At 65.6% G+C, this 15,726-nt stretch carries 20 protein-coding genes; 7 read left to right on the top strand and 13 right to left on the bottom strand.

The annotated features are described in order from the left end of the window. Together AB0J69_RS47635 and AB0J69_RS47630 are read left to right on the top strand one after the other, a co-directional pair. The coding region (locus AB0J69_RS47635) for a transposase (RefSeq protein ID WP_364132385.1) at positions 1 to 565 on the top strand (565 nt) is incomplete at its 5' end. Positions 566 to 819: 254 nt separating this feature from the next. Beyond that, entirely contained in the window at positions 820 to 1,305 is a 486-nt protein-coding gene (locus AB0J69_RS47630; RefSeq protein ID WP_364132389.1) for a transposase, read from the top strand. On the opposite strand, the gene AB0J69_RS47625 is transcribed toward AB0J69_RS47630, so the two are convergent. Beyond that, a complete protein-coding gene (locus tag AB0J69_RS47625; RefSeq protein WP_364132383.1) occupies positions 1,214 to 2,569 on the bottom strand; it encodes an IS110 family transposase in 1,356 nt (451 codons plus the stop codon). The genes AB0J69_RS47630 and AB0J69_RS47625 overlap by 92 nt on opposite strands. Positions 2,570 to 2,833: 264 nt before the next feature. On the opposite strand from AB0J69_RS47625, the gene AB0J69_RS47620 reads away from it, so the two are divergent. Together AB0J69_RS47620 and AB0J69_RS47615 are read left to right on the top strand one after the other, a co-directional pair. Next, complete coding sequence (locus AB0J69_RS47620; protein WP_364132382.1) at positions 2,834 to 3,472, top strand: IS3 family transposase; 639 nt, start codon at positions 2,834 to 2,836, stop codon at positions 3,470 to 3,472. 182 nt (positions 3,473 to 3,654) lie between these two features. Next, a complete protein-coding gene (locus AB0J69_RS47615; protein WP_364132380.1) occupies positions 3,655 to 4,038 on the top strand; it encodes a hypothetical protein in 384 nt (127 codons plus the stop codon). Positions 4,039 to 4,460: 422 nt separating this feature from the next. Here the strand turns inward: AB0J69_RS47615 and AB0J69_RS47610 are convergent, their stop codons facing one another. The 7 genes from AB0J69_RS47610 to AB0J69_RS47580 all read right to left on the bottom strand — a co-directional run bounded on the left by AB0J69_RS47610 (position 4,461) and on the right by AB0J69_RS47580 (position 8,851). After that, complete coding sequence (locus AB0J69_RS47610) at positions 4,461 to 4,685, bottom strand: STAS domain-containing protein (protein ID WP_364132388.1); 225 nt, start codon at positions 4,683 to 4,685, stop codon at positions 4,461 to 4,463. 9 nt (positions 4,686 to 4,694) lie between these two features. Beyond that, positions 4,695 to 4,883 (bottom strand): STAS domain-containing protein, encoded by a 189-nt coding sequence (locus tag AB0J69_RS47605; RefSeq protein WP_364132379.1) that lies wholly within the window; start codon positions 4,881 to 4,883, stop codon positions 4,695 to 4,697. 5 nt (positions 4,884 to 4,888) lie between these two features. Further along, entirely contained in the window at positions 4,889 to 5,989 is a 1,101-nt protein-coding gene (locus AB0J69_RS47600) for an integrase core domain-containing protein (RefSeq protein ID WP_364132377.1), read from the bottom strand. A 385-nt stretch (positions 5,990 to 6,374) separates the two neighbouring features. After that, entirely contained in the window at positions 6,375 to 6,995 is a 621-nt protein-coding gene (locus AB0J69_RS47595; protein WP_364132376.1) for a sigma-70 family RNA polymerase sigma factor, read from the bottom strand. Next, on the bottom strand, positions 6,964 to 7,407 hold the full coding sequence (locus AB0J69_RS47590; RefSeq protein ID WP_364132374.1) for a hypothetical protein: 444 nt from the start codon (positions 7,405 to 7,407) through the stop codon (positions 6,964 to 6,966). Before AB0J69_RS47590 ends, AB0J69_RS47595 begins: the two co-directional genes overlap by 32 nt. A gap of 844 nt (positions 7,408 to 8,251) precedes the next feature. After that, the gene (locus tag AB0J69_RS47585; protein ID WP_364132372.1) at positions 8,252 to 8,476 is read right to left on the bottom strand and encodes a hypothetical protein; all 225 of its coding nucleotides are present in this window, start codon (positions 8,474 to 8,476) and stop codon (positions 8,252 to 8,254) included. 90 nt (positions 8,477 to 8,566) lie between these two features. Then, on the bottom strand, positions 8,567 to 8,851 hold the full coding sequence (locus tag AB0J69_RS47580; protein WP_364132371.1) for an integrase core domain-containing protein: 285 nt from the start codon (positions 8,849 to 8,851) through the stop codon (positions 8,567 to 8,569). A gap of 103 nt (positions 8,852 to 8,954) precedes the next feature. Here AB0J69_RS47580 and AB0J69_RS47575 point away from each other — a divergent pair, with 103 nt between their 5' ends. Continuing rightward, positions 8,955 to 10,031 carry a transposase gene (locus AB0J69_RS47575; RefSeq protein ID WP_364132369.1) on the top strand — a complete coding sequence of 359 codons (1,077 nt, stop codon included), beginning with the start codon at positions 8,955 to 8,957 and terminating at the stop codon, positions 10,029 to 10,031. Then, positions 9,992 to 10,387, top strand: a complete 396-nt coding sequence (locus tag AB0J69_RS47570; RefSeq protein WP_364132368.1) for a transposase — start codon at positions 9,992 to 9,994, stop codon at positions 10,385 to 10,387. The genes AB0J69_RS47575 and AB0J69_RS47570 overlap by 40 nt, the downstream gene beginning before the upstream one ends. A gap of 142 nt (positions 10,388 to 10,529) precedes the next feature. On the opposite strand, the gene AB0J69_RS47565 is transcribed toward AB0J69_RS47570, so the two are convergent. After that, a complete protein-coding gene (locus AB0J69_RS47565; RefSeq protein ID WP_364132366.1) occupies positions 10,530 to 11,333 on the bottom strand; it encodes a helix-turn-helix domain-containing protein in 804 nt (267 codons plus the stop codon). 457 nt (positions 11,334 to 11,790) lie between these two features. Here AB0J69_RS47565 and AB0J69_RS47560 point away from each other — a divergent pair, with 457 nt between their 5' ends. Next, a complete protein-coding gene (locus AB0J69_RS47560) occupies positions 11,791 to 12,051 on the top strand; it encodes a hypothetical protein (RefSeq protein ID WP_364132364.1) in 261 nt (86 codons plus the stop codon). A gap of 114 nt (positions 12,052 to 12,165) precedes the next feature. Here AB0J69_RS47560 and AB0J69_RS47555 read toward each other — a convergent pair whose 3' ends face one another. From AB0J69_RS47555 to AB0J69_RS47540, 4 genes are all read right to left on the bottom strand, one after another. Continuing rightward, the gene (locus AB0J69_RS47555) at positions 12,166 to 12,642 is read right to left on the bottom strand and encodes a hypothetical protein (protein WP_364132363.1); all 477 of its coding nucleotides are present in this window, start codon (positions 12,640 to 12,642) and stop codon (positions 12,166 to 12,168) included. Positions 12,643 to 12,845: 203 nt separating this feature from the next. Next, positions 12,846 to 13,514, bottom strand: a complete 669-nt coding sequence (locus AB0J69_RS47550) for an integrase core domain-containing protein (protein WP_364132361.1) — start codon at positions 13,512 to 13,514, stop codon at positions 12,846 to 12,848. Between the two features lie 567 nt (positions 13,515 to 14,081). Further along, entirely contained in the window at positions 14,082 to 14,255 is a 174-nt protein-coding gene (locus AB0J69_RS47545) for a hypothetical protein (protein WP_364132360.1), read from the bottom strand. A gap of 374 nt (positions 14,256 to 14,629) precedes the next feature. Next, on the bottom strand, positions 14,630 to 15,709 hold the full coding sequence (locus AB0J69_RS47540) for an alpha/beta hydrolase (protein WP_364132358.1): 1,080 nt from the start codon (positions 15,707 to 15,709) through the stop codon (positions 14,630 to 14,632). Positions 15,710 to 15,726: the final 17 nt, after the last annotated feature.

The raw sequence follows: 15,726 nt of genomic DNA, 5'->3' as shown, positions 1-15,726 counted from the left end.
GGTTCAGCTGGTCGTCTCCGACGCCCACCGCGGCCTGGTGGAGGCGATCGGTGCCGCCCTGCCTGGGGCGGCGTGGCAGCGGTGTCGCACGCACTACCTGCGCAATCTGCTCACCACCGTGCCCAAGTCGGCGCAGCCTTGGGTGGCCACGCTGGTGCGCACCATCTTCGACCAGCCCACCGCCGAACAGGTCCGCAGCCAGCACGCCTGGGTCATCGAGGCCCTGGAGGCCAAGTATCCGGCCGCGTGCGAGCATCTGGACGCCGCCCGGGAGGACCTGCTGGCCTTCGCCGCCTTCCCGCGCGAGACCTGGCGCCAGATCTGGTCCAACAATCCGCAGGAACGGCTGAACAAGGAGATCCGCCGTCGCACCGACGTGGTCGGTATCTTCCCCGACCGGACCGCGATCATCCGGCTGGTCGGCGCGGTGCTGGCCGAGCAGACCGATGAATGGACCGAAGCCCGCCGCTACATGGGCTTGGACATCCTGGCCAAAGCCCGCGTCCGGCTGATCATCAGCGACACACCGGCGCAGAACCCGCTCCCACAGACACTTACCGCTTAACCTGCAGAAACAGGATCACGCGAAGATCGATTCATACACCACGTCCGTGGACGTGACCCAGCTGGGCCGGCAGACGTGCTGGCATCGTCTCCGGCTGAGCCTGTTCCTTCGCCGCCGGCCAAGGCCAGCCGGGCCAGCGGGCATTCCCCCTTGAGCGAGGACACCTCGGAGATTGGATCTTGAGGTCCAGGGGGAGAGATGTCCCTGATGGTGAACCCGTCTGGCATTGATGGAGGCTCCTGCGGTTGGAAAGGATGGAGCCCATGGCCGGTCGATCTTCTTCGCATCCCTCCCAGCGTCGGTATCCACCGGAGTTGAAGCAGCGTGCGGTTCGGATGGTGCAGGAGGCGATCCAGCAGTCCGGGGAGTCGCACGGGGTGATCACCCGGGTGGCGCGTCAGCTGGGCGTCGGCTCGGAGTCACTGCGCAGTTGGGTGCGCCAGGCCGAGATCGATGCCGGACAGCGGCCCGGCATGACGAGCGAGGACGCGCAGCGGATCGCGGAGCTGGAGCGTGAGGTGCGCGAGCTGCGCCGGGCCAACGAGATCCTCAAGGCGGCTGACCGGAAAATCCACCCACCTCAGCCGGGCAGGCGGCAGCGAACCCCGGCCCCTGATCGACGGGCGGGGCTGACTGGGACAGGTGTGGTCAGGTGGCCGGGGCCAGTGCGACGGCGAAACCTAGCGCCTGGAGCTGACGGATGTGGGTGCGAGCCTTCCTCTCCCGGTCGATCTTGGTGAGGAAGTAGTCGGCTCCCAGATCGCGGTAGCGGGCATTCGGGTCGGACAGCAGGTGCCAGATGATGACCATGATGGAACGGCCGACGGCGACCACCGCGCGCAGCCGGCCGCGCCGTTTGGCGATGCGCCGGTAGCGTTCGCCGAGGAAGGTATCAGTGCGGCCGGCCACGACTGCGGCCGTGCCGAGCACGCCCTTGAGGTAGGGGTTGCCCTTGCCGACAGCGGCGCCGCGGCTGCGGGTGCCGGACTGGACGGTCTGCGGCGACAGTTTCGCCCAGGATGCGAGGTGTTCCGCCGTGGGGAATCGGGTCATGTCCAGCCCGATCTCGGCGATGATGATCTGCGCGACCTCCGGGCTAATCCCTGGGATCTCATCCAGGCGGGCCACCGTGTCCATGGCCGAGGAGGTGGCCTCGGCAGGATGGGCATCGGGACCGGCCTCGGCGGGACGAACGTCAGGCAGCTGCGCGAACAGAGTCTCGATCCGGGCGGCGAGCCGGGCGATCTGCGCGTCCAAGCCGTCGATCTGGGCCAGCAAGAGACCGGCAAGCTCGCCGTGGTGGTCATCGAAGCGTCCGTTCAGCGCCTCCACCAAGGCGGGAATCTTCACCCGCAGGCGTCCCTTGGCCAGCTCGGCCAGAACCCGCGGATCACGTTCCCCGGCGATCATCGCCTGCAGCATGGCGCGGGTCGACAGCGTGTTCAGCGTGCTGGACACCGAAGAAATCTTGATCAGGGCATCCTCCAGCAGCTTCTCCAGCCGCTGCCAGTAGCGGGTGCGCTCGTGGATGAGGTCGATCCGCATCCGGGAGTAATCGCGCAGCACCCGAATTTCCTGCGGCGGCACGAACGACGGCCGGACCAGACCCTTCCCGGTCAGCTTGGCCAGCCAGACCGCATCCAGCCGGTCGGTCTTCGGCCGCCCCGGCGCGTGCTTGACATCGCGGGCGTTGACCAGCTGCACCCGCAGCCCGCGCTCTTCCAGCACATAGAACCAGATCCGCCAGTAGTCCCCGGTCGACTCCAGCGTCACCACCTGAATCTGCTCGTCCATCAGATGGTCACCCAGTTCCTCCACCGCGGCCAGCGTGGCGGTGACTTCCCACACCTTGGTCACCCGACGCACGCCGTCCTGCGGATGCGGGGTGCGCGTGCACACCTTGCCGGACGCCTTGGCCACATCGATCGCGGCCACCCGTGCCACGATTCGTTCGTGCTCCTCCTCGGGAATCTCCTCTGGTTCCTGCATCACCACACCGACCACGCTCCTCGACCAGATCGCGTACCAAACGGCGGGTGCTCGCGGGGCCTCGGTCGGGAACCGAAGATTCTGACCGGCGTGCTCGAAGGCAACAGTGCGTGACCCTTCAGGTCGAGCCCCCGGCCCCAGACTTTTTTGCGAGATCAACCTGTCTCATGCGGCGTCGGCGTCGGCGAGCAACCCGCCCCGATTTTCACGCCAGGCGTGGCGTCCCGAAAGGGTCAGGGGGACCTTTTTCGCGAGCCAACTCGACCCACGCCCGCCCAGATGAACGCCTTCATCGACGCCCACCGCGACCGCTTCGGGGCAGAGCCGATCTGCCGGGTGTTGCAGCATGCGCCGTCGACCTACTGCGCCGCCCGCTCCCGGCCGCCCTCGGCCCGCGCCAACCGCGATGAGCAGCTCAAAGCGGACATCAAGCGCGTGTATGAGGACAACTACCGCTGCTACGGCGTCGGCAAGATGTATCACCAACTGCGCCGCGACGGCCACCAGGTGGCCCGCTGCACCGTGCGCCGGCTGATGCGCGAGCTGGGCATCCAGGGACTGGTGTGCGGCAAGTCCGTCTGCACCACCCTGGCCGATCAGGATGTGCCACGGCCGGAGAATCTGGTCAGGCGTGACTTCCAGGCCGTGGCGCCGAACCGGTTATGGGTGGCGGATCTGACTGAACCGCTCCGACTTTGTTGGAGACTGGTCTCCAACAAACCCGGCACGGTTCAGGGACCATGCGAGGGCGCGTTGCAGGATTTGGCTGATCGGGAGGGTAACGGCGCTGGTCACATTCGCCAGGAGACGGCGGATCTCGGCTGGGTGAGGGGGGCCAGGCCACAACCGGGATACGCCATCGGCGCGCCCTGGGACGCGACATGCACCACGATCGCCCCGATCCCGACCTTGGCCTGAACGCTGCCAATGACCAGTCGGCCAACTGCGGGAACACCGGCCAATGCTCCCACCTGCCGCCAGCGACCATGATAACGACCTAACCAAGCAATACTAGGATACGTCTCATGTATCAGCGTCGAGGCCGGGACCGCCGTCCTGTCCCGCGCGGGCGGGCACAGCGTGACCGGCAGAGTACACAGATGCTTGATCTGGCAGGCGCAGACGTGCTGTTGGTCGGATATTTCTCCGCCAAGCAGAAGGACTACGCACTGCTCATGGACCAGGGCACGGACGCCCTAGCCGCGATTGGGGCCCGCACCGTCGGCCGATTCGTGCAGCGCCGCGGTGTCTCGCATGGCGGCGTGAAAAAAATGGCGCTTCCCTACTCCTCGAGGACGCTGGTCACTGCCGGAAAGGCCGGTAAGATCGCTGCGGTCTGCCAGGAGAGCAGGGTTGACGCGGTGGTCTTCCTGAACAACTTGACTGAGCGCCAGCGCCGAGCGCTGTCGAGGATCTTCGGGTGCCCTGCGGTCAGTTTGGCAGCATTTGAGCCGTCCGCATTAGCTCGGCAACTCCGGCGGTGACAGGAGAGGCCCGGTCACGCTGGTAACTGGCAGGCCAGGGCCTGCACCTCGGCAACCTCAACCGGTGAACTGGCCCCAGCGGCTGAGCGAGCACGCCGACAAAGGAGGCACTCAGGCCACGGCGACAGACGCGAAGCCTGTTCGCGTGGGTCGCTGCACAGAACGCTTCGTCCTCGGGCAGGCCGTCCGGAAGGAACAGCGGGGTGAAGTGATTGGCGTGCGGCGCCGACGGGCACCAGGCCCTACGATCATCGTGGTCGCTGCCGGGTTCGGCATGACCTGCTGTTCCGGATCGGCCCTGGCCGCAGGATCACGCGCCCGACCCACCGGGCAGCCAGGACAACGCCGCCGACGTCGATGCCGCGGAGAAGGCGGCCGCCATCGAGGAGGGAAGCCGCGTCCCGGGAAACGGTGGCCGCAACTCAGGCCACGCCGCGACCGCTGTGGGCCAGGGACGGCTGTGCAGCGTGCAAGGCGGCACAGATGGCCTCCTCCAGGTTGTTGTACACGTTGATCGGGCTGGCGACGCCGGTGACGCGCAGCAGGTGTGCAGGCGCTCGCTGCAGCCCCGCCAGGTACAGGCCGGCGCCGCTACGGCAAACCAGGACGTGGGCGTGCAGCAGGACGTCCAGGGCCGTGCCGTCCATGAACGGCACTTAGCTCATATCGAGCACCAGGTGCTCGCCGTGGTGGCGGCGTCTGCGGCTGATGTAGTCGTCCACGAGGTGGGCGTTGGTGACGTCCACCTCGCCGGCCAACGCGATGACGGTCACGCCTGGCAGATGCTGGAAGCTGAACGTCAGGGACGGCACAGCGGCGGTGCGCCTGCCGAAAATTCTATCCATGCAGGTCAAGCGGTATGTGAGTACTCGTGGAGGACGCCGCCGAGCCGGTCTCTCCTACGTATGTTCAGGTCGGTGATTCGCTCGGGATCCGTGATCGCGTCCGGGGCGGGACGCAGCGGGGCGGCTTGGTTCAGGGCTTGGTGGGCCCGGTGCTGGTTGTAGAACCGTTCATACTCGCGCAGGGTGTGTCGCAGGTGCCGTTCGTTCCATACGAGGCAGCGGTCGAGAAGCTCGTGGCGACACGACTGCACCCACCGCTCCGTGATCGAGTTCATCCGCGGCATCTGGATACCAGTGGGCACCGTCTTGATGCCGGTCTCGGCGAGAATCGCATCCATGAGGGCCGGGAACTTTCCATCCCTGTCTCGGAGCAGAAAGCGTGCCCGGCAGCCCGCATCGTCCAGGTCCATCACCAGATTCTTCATCGCCTGGGTGACCCAGTTCGCGCTCGGGTGCGCGGTGGTGCCGAGCACGCGGACGCGCCTGGTGGCGTGTTCGATGACGGCCAGGATGTACTGGCGTTGCCCGTTCAAGGTGATGGTCTCGAAGAAATCGGCGGCGAGTAGGGCGTCGGCTTGGGAGCGCAGGAAGTCGGCCCAGGTGGTGGAAGCCCGCTCGGGCGCCGGTTCAAGACCTTCCTGCTTGAGGATCTCCCACACCGTGGACGGCGCGACCTTGATATCGAGTGTGGAGAGTTCACCGTGCACCCGCCGGTAACCCCAGCCGGGGTTCTCCCGGACCAGGCGCAGGATGAGAGCGCGGATGGAGTGGACGGTGGGTGGACGGCCAGGCCGCTTCGGTCGGCAGGTTCGGGCGTGACGTCGTTTCATCAGATCGCGGTGCCAGCGCAGGACCCTGTCCGGGCGGACGAGGAGCCGCAACCGGCGCAGGACCTCGCGCGGCAGTGAAACCAGGAGCGCGGCGAGAAAGGCCCGGTCCTCGGGAGCGAATCTGACTCTGGTGTCGGCGCCAAGTTGGCGTTCGAGGACTCTGATCTGGTGGCGCAGGGCGAGGATCTCGATGTCCTTGTCCTGATCGCCCAGGGGCAGCAACCGCAGCGCGGCGAACGTGTTCGTGACGGTGAGGTAGGCCGGGCGAAGGAGCACAGCGGATCATCATGCCGTCCTCGTTTGCCCTTCGTGGTGGCTGGAGTTCGCGTCGCCACGCGAAGCCATCGCAGAGTTATGACCTGGGCGGATGTGGTTATCGGCAGGCGCAGTCCCAGCCACCATCCACAACCGGCTGGGGCCAAGCTGGCGCAGCCGCGCGACCACCGGTCGTGTGCCCGTCCTTCCCCGCCCGCCGGTCGCTCGGCGGCGCGATCATCACCTTCCGAACAGCCAGCCCGTTGAGGAGGCTCCAGCACCGTCATGTCGACTCACCCGCCAGAGCGGGACACCGTCCCGCACTCCGGTGACCGCCCGCCGCGCTGGTGCGGCCTCGGCCACCGCGACGCCGTCCCCTACGCCGAGGCCCCGGTTATGTGAACTGTCAAGTTGTCGCAGAAGGTTCTGTGTCGCTGTGGTTTTTGTTGAGGAATCGCCGGGCGCTCTTTCGGGCATACGTGAGGTTGACCCGAACGTTGTTAGGCGAGAGACCAAGAGCTTTAGCTGCCTGCGTGGGCGTATATCCGTCGAGGATGAGGGACAGGACCTGTTCTTGGCGCGGTGGCAGGGCCTCCAGCATCGCACTGATCTGGCGTGTTTGTTCAGTTTCCAGCGCGCTCCTGAGGGCGTCCTCTGGGTGAGTTTGCTCAGGCATGTCCGTCCCTGGGAGTGGGATCTCGGTGCGGGAGCGCCCGCGGCGTAGGTGGTCCGACACCTTGTGGCGCACGGCCCCCACCAGGTAGGCCTTGGGATGCCTCAGCCGCTCCAGGAACCTCGGATCTCCTCGCTGTTGGCGCAGAAGTCCAAGAAAGACGTCCTGGACCGCATCTTGGGCCTCCTGTGCGTCGAATCCCGACATGATTGCGATGAGGGTTAGGACGCGGTGGTGCCGTCGGTAGAGCTGCTCGAGACTGGTCGCGCTTGGTTCCTGGCCCGGCGATCTGACCGGGCCAGGAACTGCCGCGTGCGAGCCGTTAGGGCCGTTCACCGCTACTTGCCCGCTCATCGTGCTGGATGCGGCCTAGAGGGTCCGCGAGGGGGCCGTCTGTGTTGGGGGGCGGGATGGGAGGGTTGAGGGGCTCAGGGGGGAGCCCGGGCTCGTCGTCGGGCGTTCTGTCTCGTCCCCTCTTAAGCCATTTGAGAACCGCTAGGGCGGCGCTCGTGATGATGGCGATCACAGCCAGCACTGGTTGGAAGTCCTTGGCCAGGCTGATGACCTTGGCCGTCTTCCAGAGCAGCAGAATGCCGATCGTGCTGATGAGAAGCAGCCACGCGCCGAAGACCAATGGGCCGGCATGATCTTCGATCCGCCGCTCGGCCGCTCGTAGCTTGCGGCGGATCGATTTTACTGGCTCGCGATCATAGAGATTGATCGCGATATCGCGCGCCCGCGACAGAAAGGAACGGAATCGTCCCATTCGGGTCCCTTCGCGGGGTTGCCTCACGTGCCCAGGGACACGTGAGGAAACTCCGACTGAGAGGGGATCGAGATGTCTGTTCTGGCCAAAGAGACTGAACATCTGCGACCCTGCTGACATTTTGAGCTTGAGTATGGCGGATCGACCCTAGGGCCGCCACCCGTTCCCCGGGAGAGCCGACAAGGCGGCCGTGACATAAATCACAGCTCCGGGACTTTAATGGATTGCATCGCCTATTCGACGCTGATAGCGCCGGGTAATTGATTCGGATCGCCGCCTTGGCTGTTTGATCTCTCCGCTGGCGCGGTCGGCGGTCGACATCGAAAGAATCTTGCTGGAGGTTTTAACGCTCGACGGGCTCCTCCCGACATGGTCAGCGTGAGTCCTCGCGGCAACGAGTGGCTCACGTCGGTGCAGTCGAGCGACCTGCACCCGCCGTGCCGCCGAACGTCTGCGCCTGGCTCGCTGGCCGTGTGCTGGCGGCGGGGTAGCGCTCGGCCCGCATGTTCCGACTTAGGTGTGAACTGCCGTCAGGCAAACATTCAGGCGCTGGATGGAGGTGCGGATCGCGATGGAAAGTCCAAGAGGGTATGCGTGCGCAAACATGTTCATATATACTCACTCGCGGACATATTGCGCATGGGCCGCACTGCTTCGAGCGATGTGGTCGATCCTGCGCCTGTCCATTGATCTTCGGCGTGGGGGCAACTCCAGGCTGAGGGGAGGGCCCGCCGATCCTGTTCTGGCCAAAGAGACTGGGGCGGCGGGCCCTTGCTAAAAACGCGAAGACTCCTCAATCTTCAGAACGCACTCTACTCTCGCTTTAGCGAACAAGAAGTTGGTCTCATTTGCCCTGGTCAAGTCGGCTAACTGTCGGCTGAGCATGTTCGAGCTGTTCTCGAAGGAGTCGATTGTGTGATTCTAGTTCGTCAACCTTCAGGGCAAGCGCCTGGATCTGATTGGCATAGACCACGATCATGCCTTCGAGCTCTCGCCCGGCTTGTGCCTCTTGCTTCTGGGCGACCTTAAGCTGCCGTTTGAGCTGGCTAAACTCGTCACGCAATTGCACGAGCTCTGGCTTGTGCGCGTCGACGTTGGTGAAGGGTGTCAAAACTAAGCCAAGGCCGTGACCTGCCTCTTTATGACTGCACCTCGCTGGTCAGCTGGCTCGCTGGTACTCGTTGATCAGCCCACCGAGAACTTCGCGGCGCTTGATCCGGCCCGTCGGCAGCGGGATCACGTCGGAGTCGTCGGCGGGAGGTCGGAGGCCGAGGGAGCGGTGCGGCCTGTGCCGATTGTAATGATCGGCGTATTCGTCCAGCACGGTGCGAAGGTGCCGTTCGCCGAAGATCAGCAGCCTGTCGGTGCATTCCGTGCGTGCGGTCCGGACCCATCGCTCGGCGAACGCGTTCGCGCGAGGCGACCGCGGCGGGATCTTCAGCACATGAATGTTGTCGGGTCGCGTCCGAGATGCGGTGTAAAAGTGAACGAGCGTAGGTTGCCGTGCTGAACCGACCAAAGTTCGCACAACGCAAGGACCTACGCTCGTGGCACGCACACTACCGCCCGTCCAAGCCATCCGCGCCGAGATCGACGCCCTGTTCACCGAAGGCCGTGACCTGGTCGAGGTCATCGAGGACGTCGCCCGGCTCGGCGCCCGCCTGATCATCCAGACCGCCGTCGAAGCCGAGGTGGACGCCTTCCTCGGCCGCGCCCGCTACCAGCGCGCCTCCACCATCACCGGTACCGGCGGCAGCGACCAGGACAGCACGCTGCGGCCCGGCTACCGCAACGGGCACTGCCCGACCACCGTCAAGACCACCTCAGGGCCGATCACCATCGCCCGCCCGAAGCTGCGCGGCACCACCGACAAGTTCGCCTCCCGCCTGTTCGGCACCGGCGTCACCCGCACCCACGCACTGGAGACACTGGTCATCGCCTCCTTCGTGCGCGGCCTGTCGACGCGTGACGTCGAAGGCGCCCTGGCCGACGCGCTCGGCCCCGAGGCGGCCCTGTCCAAGTCCACGGTCTCGACCATCTGCCAGGCGATCGTGGCCGAGTACGACGCCTGGTGCCGGCGCGACCTGACCGGCGTCGAGCTGGACTACCTGTTCCTGGACGCCTCGCATTTCAAGATGCACGACGGGCAGCGGGCCGAGCCGATCCTGGCCGCCTGGGGCATCACCACCGCCGGCAAACCCGTCTTCATCGGCCTGGCCGCCGCCGGATCCGAATCCACCGACGCCTGGCACGACTTCCTCACCGACCTGGCCAGCCGCGGCCTGCGCCCACCGCTGCTGATCGTCTCCGACGGCGCGCCCGGCCTGATCAGCGCCGCCGAGCAGGTCTTCTCGCCCTCACTGCGCCAACGGTGTCTCGTGCATCGAAGCCGTCAAGAAACAAGCTGTCGATTTCCGCATTTCGCCTCGTCGAGGGTGTATGGCGGGCCCAGGAAAGCACGTAAGGCTCTTGCTGCACCTGAATGTGGTCGTGCAGCATGTGGGACCGGACGGGACGTCCACGGGCCATCGCCCAACAGACACGCCGACAAGTTATTTCTTGACGGCTTCATCGCGCCCGAAATGTGCTGGCCAAGGTCAGCGCCGCAGATCAGGCCGAGGTGAAGGCCGCCTACTGGCAGATCTTCGACCTCGGCGACCTCGGCGACGACGTCCAACCCGGCCAGCAGCTCGTCGACTGGGTGCAGCGGCGCATCGACGCCTTCGCCGAGGCCTGGGGCGGCCGCTACCCGGCAGCGGTCAAATGCCTGCTCTCCGACCGTCGGAGCCTGACCACCTACCTGCGCTTCCCGCTCGAGCACCACAAGCGCGTGCGGCACTCCAACTTCATCGAGCGCACCTTCGGCGAGACCCGCCGCCGCGTCAAGGTCATCGGCCGCTTCCCCGGTGAGACCAGCTGCGTGTCCCTGGTCTGGGCCGTGCTGCTCGTGCCGCACGAGGCTGGCGCGGCTTCACCATGACCAGCCAGGGTCTGCGCATCCTGCAAGATCTCCGCCGGGCCCTGCTCGCCCCGCCGGCTCAGCTCCGTCCAACCGACGACCCGGCCTTGGCACCCGTCACCGAGGCCGCCTAAGATCCACCCACGGCACCTACCTCGTCGAGCTATTTACACCGCTCCGAGGACGCGACCATGTTGTCGCCTGCGAAGACCTCATCGAAGCTGCTGGTGAACTTCGTGTCCCGATCCCGTATCAGGAACCGGAAGGCGCCGGTGCGGTCTGTCAAGTTGGTGAGGAGGTTGCGGGCTTGCTGGGCAACCCATGCGCCGTCAGGGTGGGCGGTGACGCCGAGTACGTGCACGAACCGGGTGCCGACCTCCTTCACGAAGAAGACGTACAGTCGGCGCAGCGTGACGGTGTCCACCGTGAAGAAATCACAGGCCAGCGTGCTCGCGGCATGGGCGCGGAGGAAATCTCGCCATCGGTCGTCGGCCCGTCGCGGCGCCGGCCCCAGGCGCGCTCGTTTCAAGACGCGCCGGATCGTCGCACCGCTGACTTGGTGGCCCAGATGCCGTAGTTCGCCACGGATGCGCTCGTAGCCCCAGCGCGGATTCTCCCGTGCCAGCTTCTGGATCAACGCCACGGCCGCTGGATCGGTCGCAGGTCGTCCCATCTTCCGGTTCGGGTAGGTCCAGTGGCGTGCGATCAGGCGCCGGTGCCAGCGCAGCAGCGTCCCTGGCGTTACCAGCCGGTGAGCGCGCAGCATCGCCGGCAGTCCTCGGGCTAGCGCAGACAATATCGCTCGATCCGCCCACGACAGTCTCGGACGGCCCACCTGACGGCGGAGCACCGCGACCTCGTGTCGCAGTACGAGGATCTCCATATTCTTGGTCGCGTCGCTACGAGCCAGCAGGGTCAGCCAGTCCAGAATGCGGCAGAAAATCATATAGAAGAGACGGAGTGTCACGAGCCTCGAGCATGCCCGACCGAGGCCACTGCTCCGACCAGGAAGCCAAGACAAACCCGCAGCTCACGACCGTGAACGAGAGTATTGACACCCTTCACCCTCATTCTCGGAGGCCTGATGGTTGGATGCGTTTATGAGACAGTTACACTGCCGTCCCCGGCCTTTCAGCACAGCCATTCTGGCTCTGCTGATCCCGCTTGCAGCCTGCTCTCCACCAGACGGTGGCGTAAGGGCCACACCGCATCGGACAGACCGACCATCCGGCACCCCAGACAGCGGCGTAACGGCCACAGCGCCGCGAACTGATCAACCATCCGATGTCGCGAACGACGGCGTTGACCATGTACGTACGGTTGGCCAGGATCCGAAGATCGTCGTCCGCACCTCAACGCTTAACTTTCTCGTCGCTACAGAAGGTGAGCTGAGCTACAACTCCGTGAACAGGTGCCTGGAACTGATGACGACTGGCTCGATGCTTGTCGGGCTGGTCTGGCCGAAGGGCACAACTCCGGTACAGATCAACGGCAAACGCGGTGTCGCCGTCCCGGAAATCGGCAACGTTCTTCAGGGGACTTCGGTAGCCCTGGTCGGCGGGTATGAAAAATGGGGAAAGAGAATACCGTCCGGCTACAAGGTAGACGGTGATATCGACTGCCTCGCTCATGCTCCGAACGGCGACATTTTCGTCATTGGGTCTGTGGAAAGAGTCGGCGCCTAAGCTGCTGGACGAATTTCTTGAGCCCTGCGCCTGTCGAAAATTCCATCCGTGCAGGTCAAGCGGCATGTGAGTATTCGTGGAGGATGCCGCCGAGCCGGTCTCGTCGGCGTATGTTCAGGTCGGTGATTCGCCCGGGTCCGTGATCGGGGCCGGGGCAGGACGCAGCGGCGCCGCTTGGTCCAGGGCTTGATGTGCTCGGTGCTGGTTGTAGAACCGTTCGTACTCGCGCAGGGCGTGCGGCAGGTGGCGTTCGTTCCATACGAGGCAGCGGTCGAGAAGCTCGTGGCGGCACGACTGCACCCATCGCTCCCTGATGGAGTCCATGCGCGGCATCCGGATAGTGGTGAGTACGGTGTGGATGCCGGCGTCGGCGAGGATCTCGTCCATTAGGGCCGGGAGCTGCCCATCCCTATCGCGGATCAGATAGCGCGCCCGGCAGCCCGCGTTTTCCAGGTCCATCGCGAGATTTTTGATTGTCTGGATGACCCTGTACCGCTTGAATATCGAGTTACGTGGTCCCAGCTGCAGGTTGAAGTTCCGCTGTTCATCCAGTGGGCTGCGTCCATTGGAGCGGTTTACAGGTTGGAGCACGCGCCGAGCGCTGCGACCGTCATCTATGGATGGCGCCGGCGTGGCGGGAGAGCGGGATCCATCCCGAGGCTGCGACGCAATGTCGAATAGAGCGGCCCGGCCGTGCTCGGTTCGTGCTCGGTTCGTGCTCGTACGCCCCGTCACCCGCCGTCAGACCGGGCACCGCCTGACACTGCGCCTGCCGAAAATTTCATCCGTGCAGGTCAAGCGGCATGTGAGTATTCGTGGAGGACGCCGCCGAGTCGGTCTCGTCGGCGTACCTTCAGGTCGGTGATTCGCTCTGGATCCGTGATCGGATCGGGGACAGTGCGTAGCGGGGCGGCTTGGTTCAGGGCTTGGTGGGCTCGGTGTTGGTTGTAGAAGTGTTCGTACTCGCGTAGGGCGTGCCGCAGGTGGTGTTCGTTCCAGAGGAGGCAGCGGTCGAGAAGCTCGTGACGGCACGACTGCACCCACCGCTCCATAGTCGAGTTCATGCGCGGTATCCGGATGCCAGTGATTACGGTCTTGATGCTGGCTTCGGCGAGGATCTCGTCCATCAGGGCGGGGAACTTCCCATCCCTGTCTCGGATCAGATAGCGCGCCCGGCAGCCCGCATCGTCCAAATCCATCACCAGGTTCCTGATCGTCTGGGTGACCCGGTCGGCGCCCGGGTGTGCGGTGGTGCCGAGCACCCGGATGCGCCGGGTGGTGTGCTCGATGACGGCCAGGATGTATTGGCGCTGTCCGTTCAGGGTGATGGTCTCGATGAAGTCGCAGGCCAGTAGGGCGTTGGCTTGGGAGCGCAGGAAGCCGGCCCATGTGGTGGACGCCCGCTCGGGCGCCGGATCAACATCTGCCTGCTTGGGGATCTCCCAGACCGTGGACGGTGCCACCTTGATGCCGAGGGTGGTGAGCTCACCGTGGACCCGCCGATAGCCCCAGCCGGGTTCTCCCGGACCAGGCGCAACATGAGGGCGCGGATAGAGCGGACCGTGGGTGGGCGGCCAGGCCGCTTCGGCTGGCAGGTACGGGCATGACGCCGTCGCATCAGGTCGCGGTGCCAGCGCAGGACGGTGTCCGGGCGGACGAGGAGCCGTAGCCGGCGCAAGACCTCGCGGGGCAGCGAGGTCAGGAGAGCGGAGAGAAAGGCCCGGTCCTCGGGTGCGAATCTCACTTTGGTGTCAGCGCCGAGCTGGCGTTCAAGGACGGTGATCTGGTGACGCAGGATGAGGATTCCACGTCTTTGTCCCGATCGCTCATGGGGAGCAGCCGAAGCGCGGCGAAGGCGTTCGTGACGGTCAGGTAGGCCAGGCGAAGGAGCACAGCGGGTTACCCTGCCGTACGCGTTTCCGTCTCCCCGTGTGACCGGAGCTCGCGTACGTCAAGGCAGAGCCTTCGCAGAGTCATGACCTGGGCCGATGTAATTATCGGCAGGCGCAGTGCGAGGCGAAACGCATGGATTACGAACGCAAGCAATCGTCGGTCAGCAGTCCTAGGGTCGCGGGCGCTTCCCAGGCCGTCAGCTGCCGGTCAGGGTCGGTTTCCTCCTGCGAGAACCGGTTGATCACATCGGCGAGGACTTGTCGATCCTGCGCGCACAGGTCGTCCAGGATGGCGATCATCGGCTCGAGCACGGGGTCGAGGAACGCGGGGACAGCCACCGGCGGTGAGATCGATCACGAAACAGATGACCATGGAGACCCGCGGGAACTCTCAAGATCGCGGCAGCGGGGTGGACCATGTCCGCCAGGTTCGGGTCGAGAGGCGACTCGACACTGTTGGGTCGTGCGCCGCCTTGACCTGCTCGAATAGCCCGTACCGCTCATGGCGGTCCGCGTTCCTCGACCCCCCAGCTGCCGGGTTTGCGGTGAGTGGCGGCGTTGACGCTGGACGGTAGCGCTCCAGGCGCCACATCTGCATGCCGGAACCGGGCAGCAGGGTGGGATTGTTCGTGCTGTCCTCGGCCTGGTGGACAGGGAGCGCCGAAGCCTGCCGTCCCGGTGAGGTGTCAGGCGAAGAAGCGGGTCAGGTGCTCGATGACGAGCTCCGGCTGCTCCTCGGGGATGTAGTGGCCGCTGCCGGGCACGGGCACGACCTCGACGTCGGTGCCCTTGTCCGGCAGCACCGCTTGGAGGAGCAGGTGTCCTCCTTCTCCGCCGCCCAGGCCGAGCAGCGGGGCGGTGACCTTTCCGTACGTCTTCTCGTCGGCGATGTCCTGCCCGAAAGCCCGGTACCAGGCGTTGCCCGCGCGGACGGCGTCCGGGGTGGAGTAGGCGTGGGCGTAGATGTCGCGGTCGCGGTCGCCGATGGAGGAGGGATCTTCGACCAGGTAGTCGCACATCCAGTCGATCAGGTCTCGGGAACGGTCGGCGAGCAGGCGTTCCGGCAGGCCGGGCACCTGGTTGAACGCGAACCACCACAGGAACCGGCCGGGGCCTGCGTGGATGTCGCCGTCCACCTGCTGGCGCCCGGGGCGGGGGAGCAGCGAGTAGGCGTAGAAGCGCTCGTCGGGGTGGGCGATGTCCAGCAGCGCGACGCGCCGGACGTGGGCCGGGTGGTTGGCGGCGAAGGCGTAGGCGACCATGCCGCCGATGTCGTGGCCGGCGATGTCCACCCGGTCGTATCCCAGGAGGCGGACGAGTTCGAGGATGTCGGCGGCCATCGTCTTCTTGTCGTAGCCGTGGGCGGGCTTGTCCGAGCCGCCCATGCCGCGCAGGTCGACGGCGATCACGCGGTGGCGTTGGGCGAGCGCCGGCATGATCTTGTGGAACTCCCACCACGTCTGCGGCCATCCGCCCAGCAGGATTAGGGGCTCGCCCTGTCCGCCCGTCACGTAGTGGAGCCGTGTTCCGTTGACCTTGGCGTGCCTGCTGACGAATCCGCCGTGAAGAGAGCGCGCCAGCTCCGCGTCGGACAGTGCTTCACTCATCATGATGTCTCCTTCGGTGTTGTGCCGCGTGATGCGTTGCCTGACGGCCAGGCGGCAGTGCGGGGATGGGTCAGCGTTGCGGACCGTGGGGTCGCGCGGTTGGGGGGTGGCGTTGAACGGCTCGGCCGCCTTGTCGGCGCCGGCGCGCACGGCGTTCATCGAGTGCCTCGGACAGA

The organism is Nonomuraea sp. NPDC049709 (assembly GCF_040674815.1).
GTDB lineage: Bacteria > Actinomycetota > Actinomycetes > Streptosporangiales > Streptosporangiaceae > Nonomuraea.
This window is presented reverse-complemented; position numbering and strand designations above follow the sequence as displayed.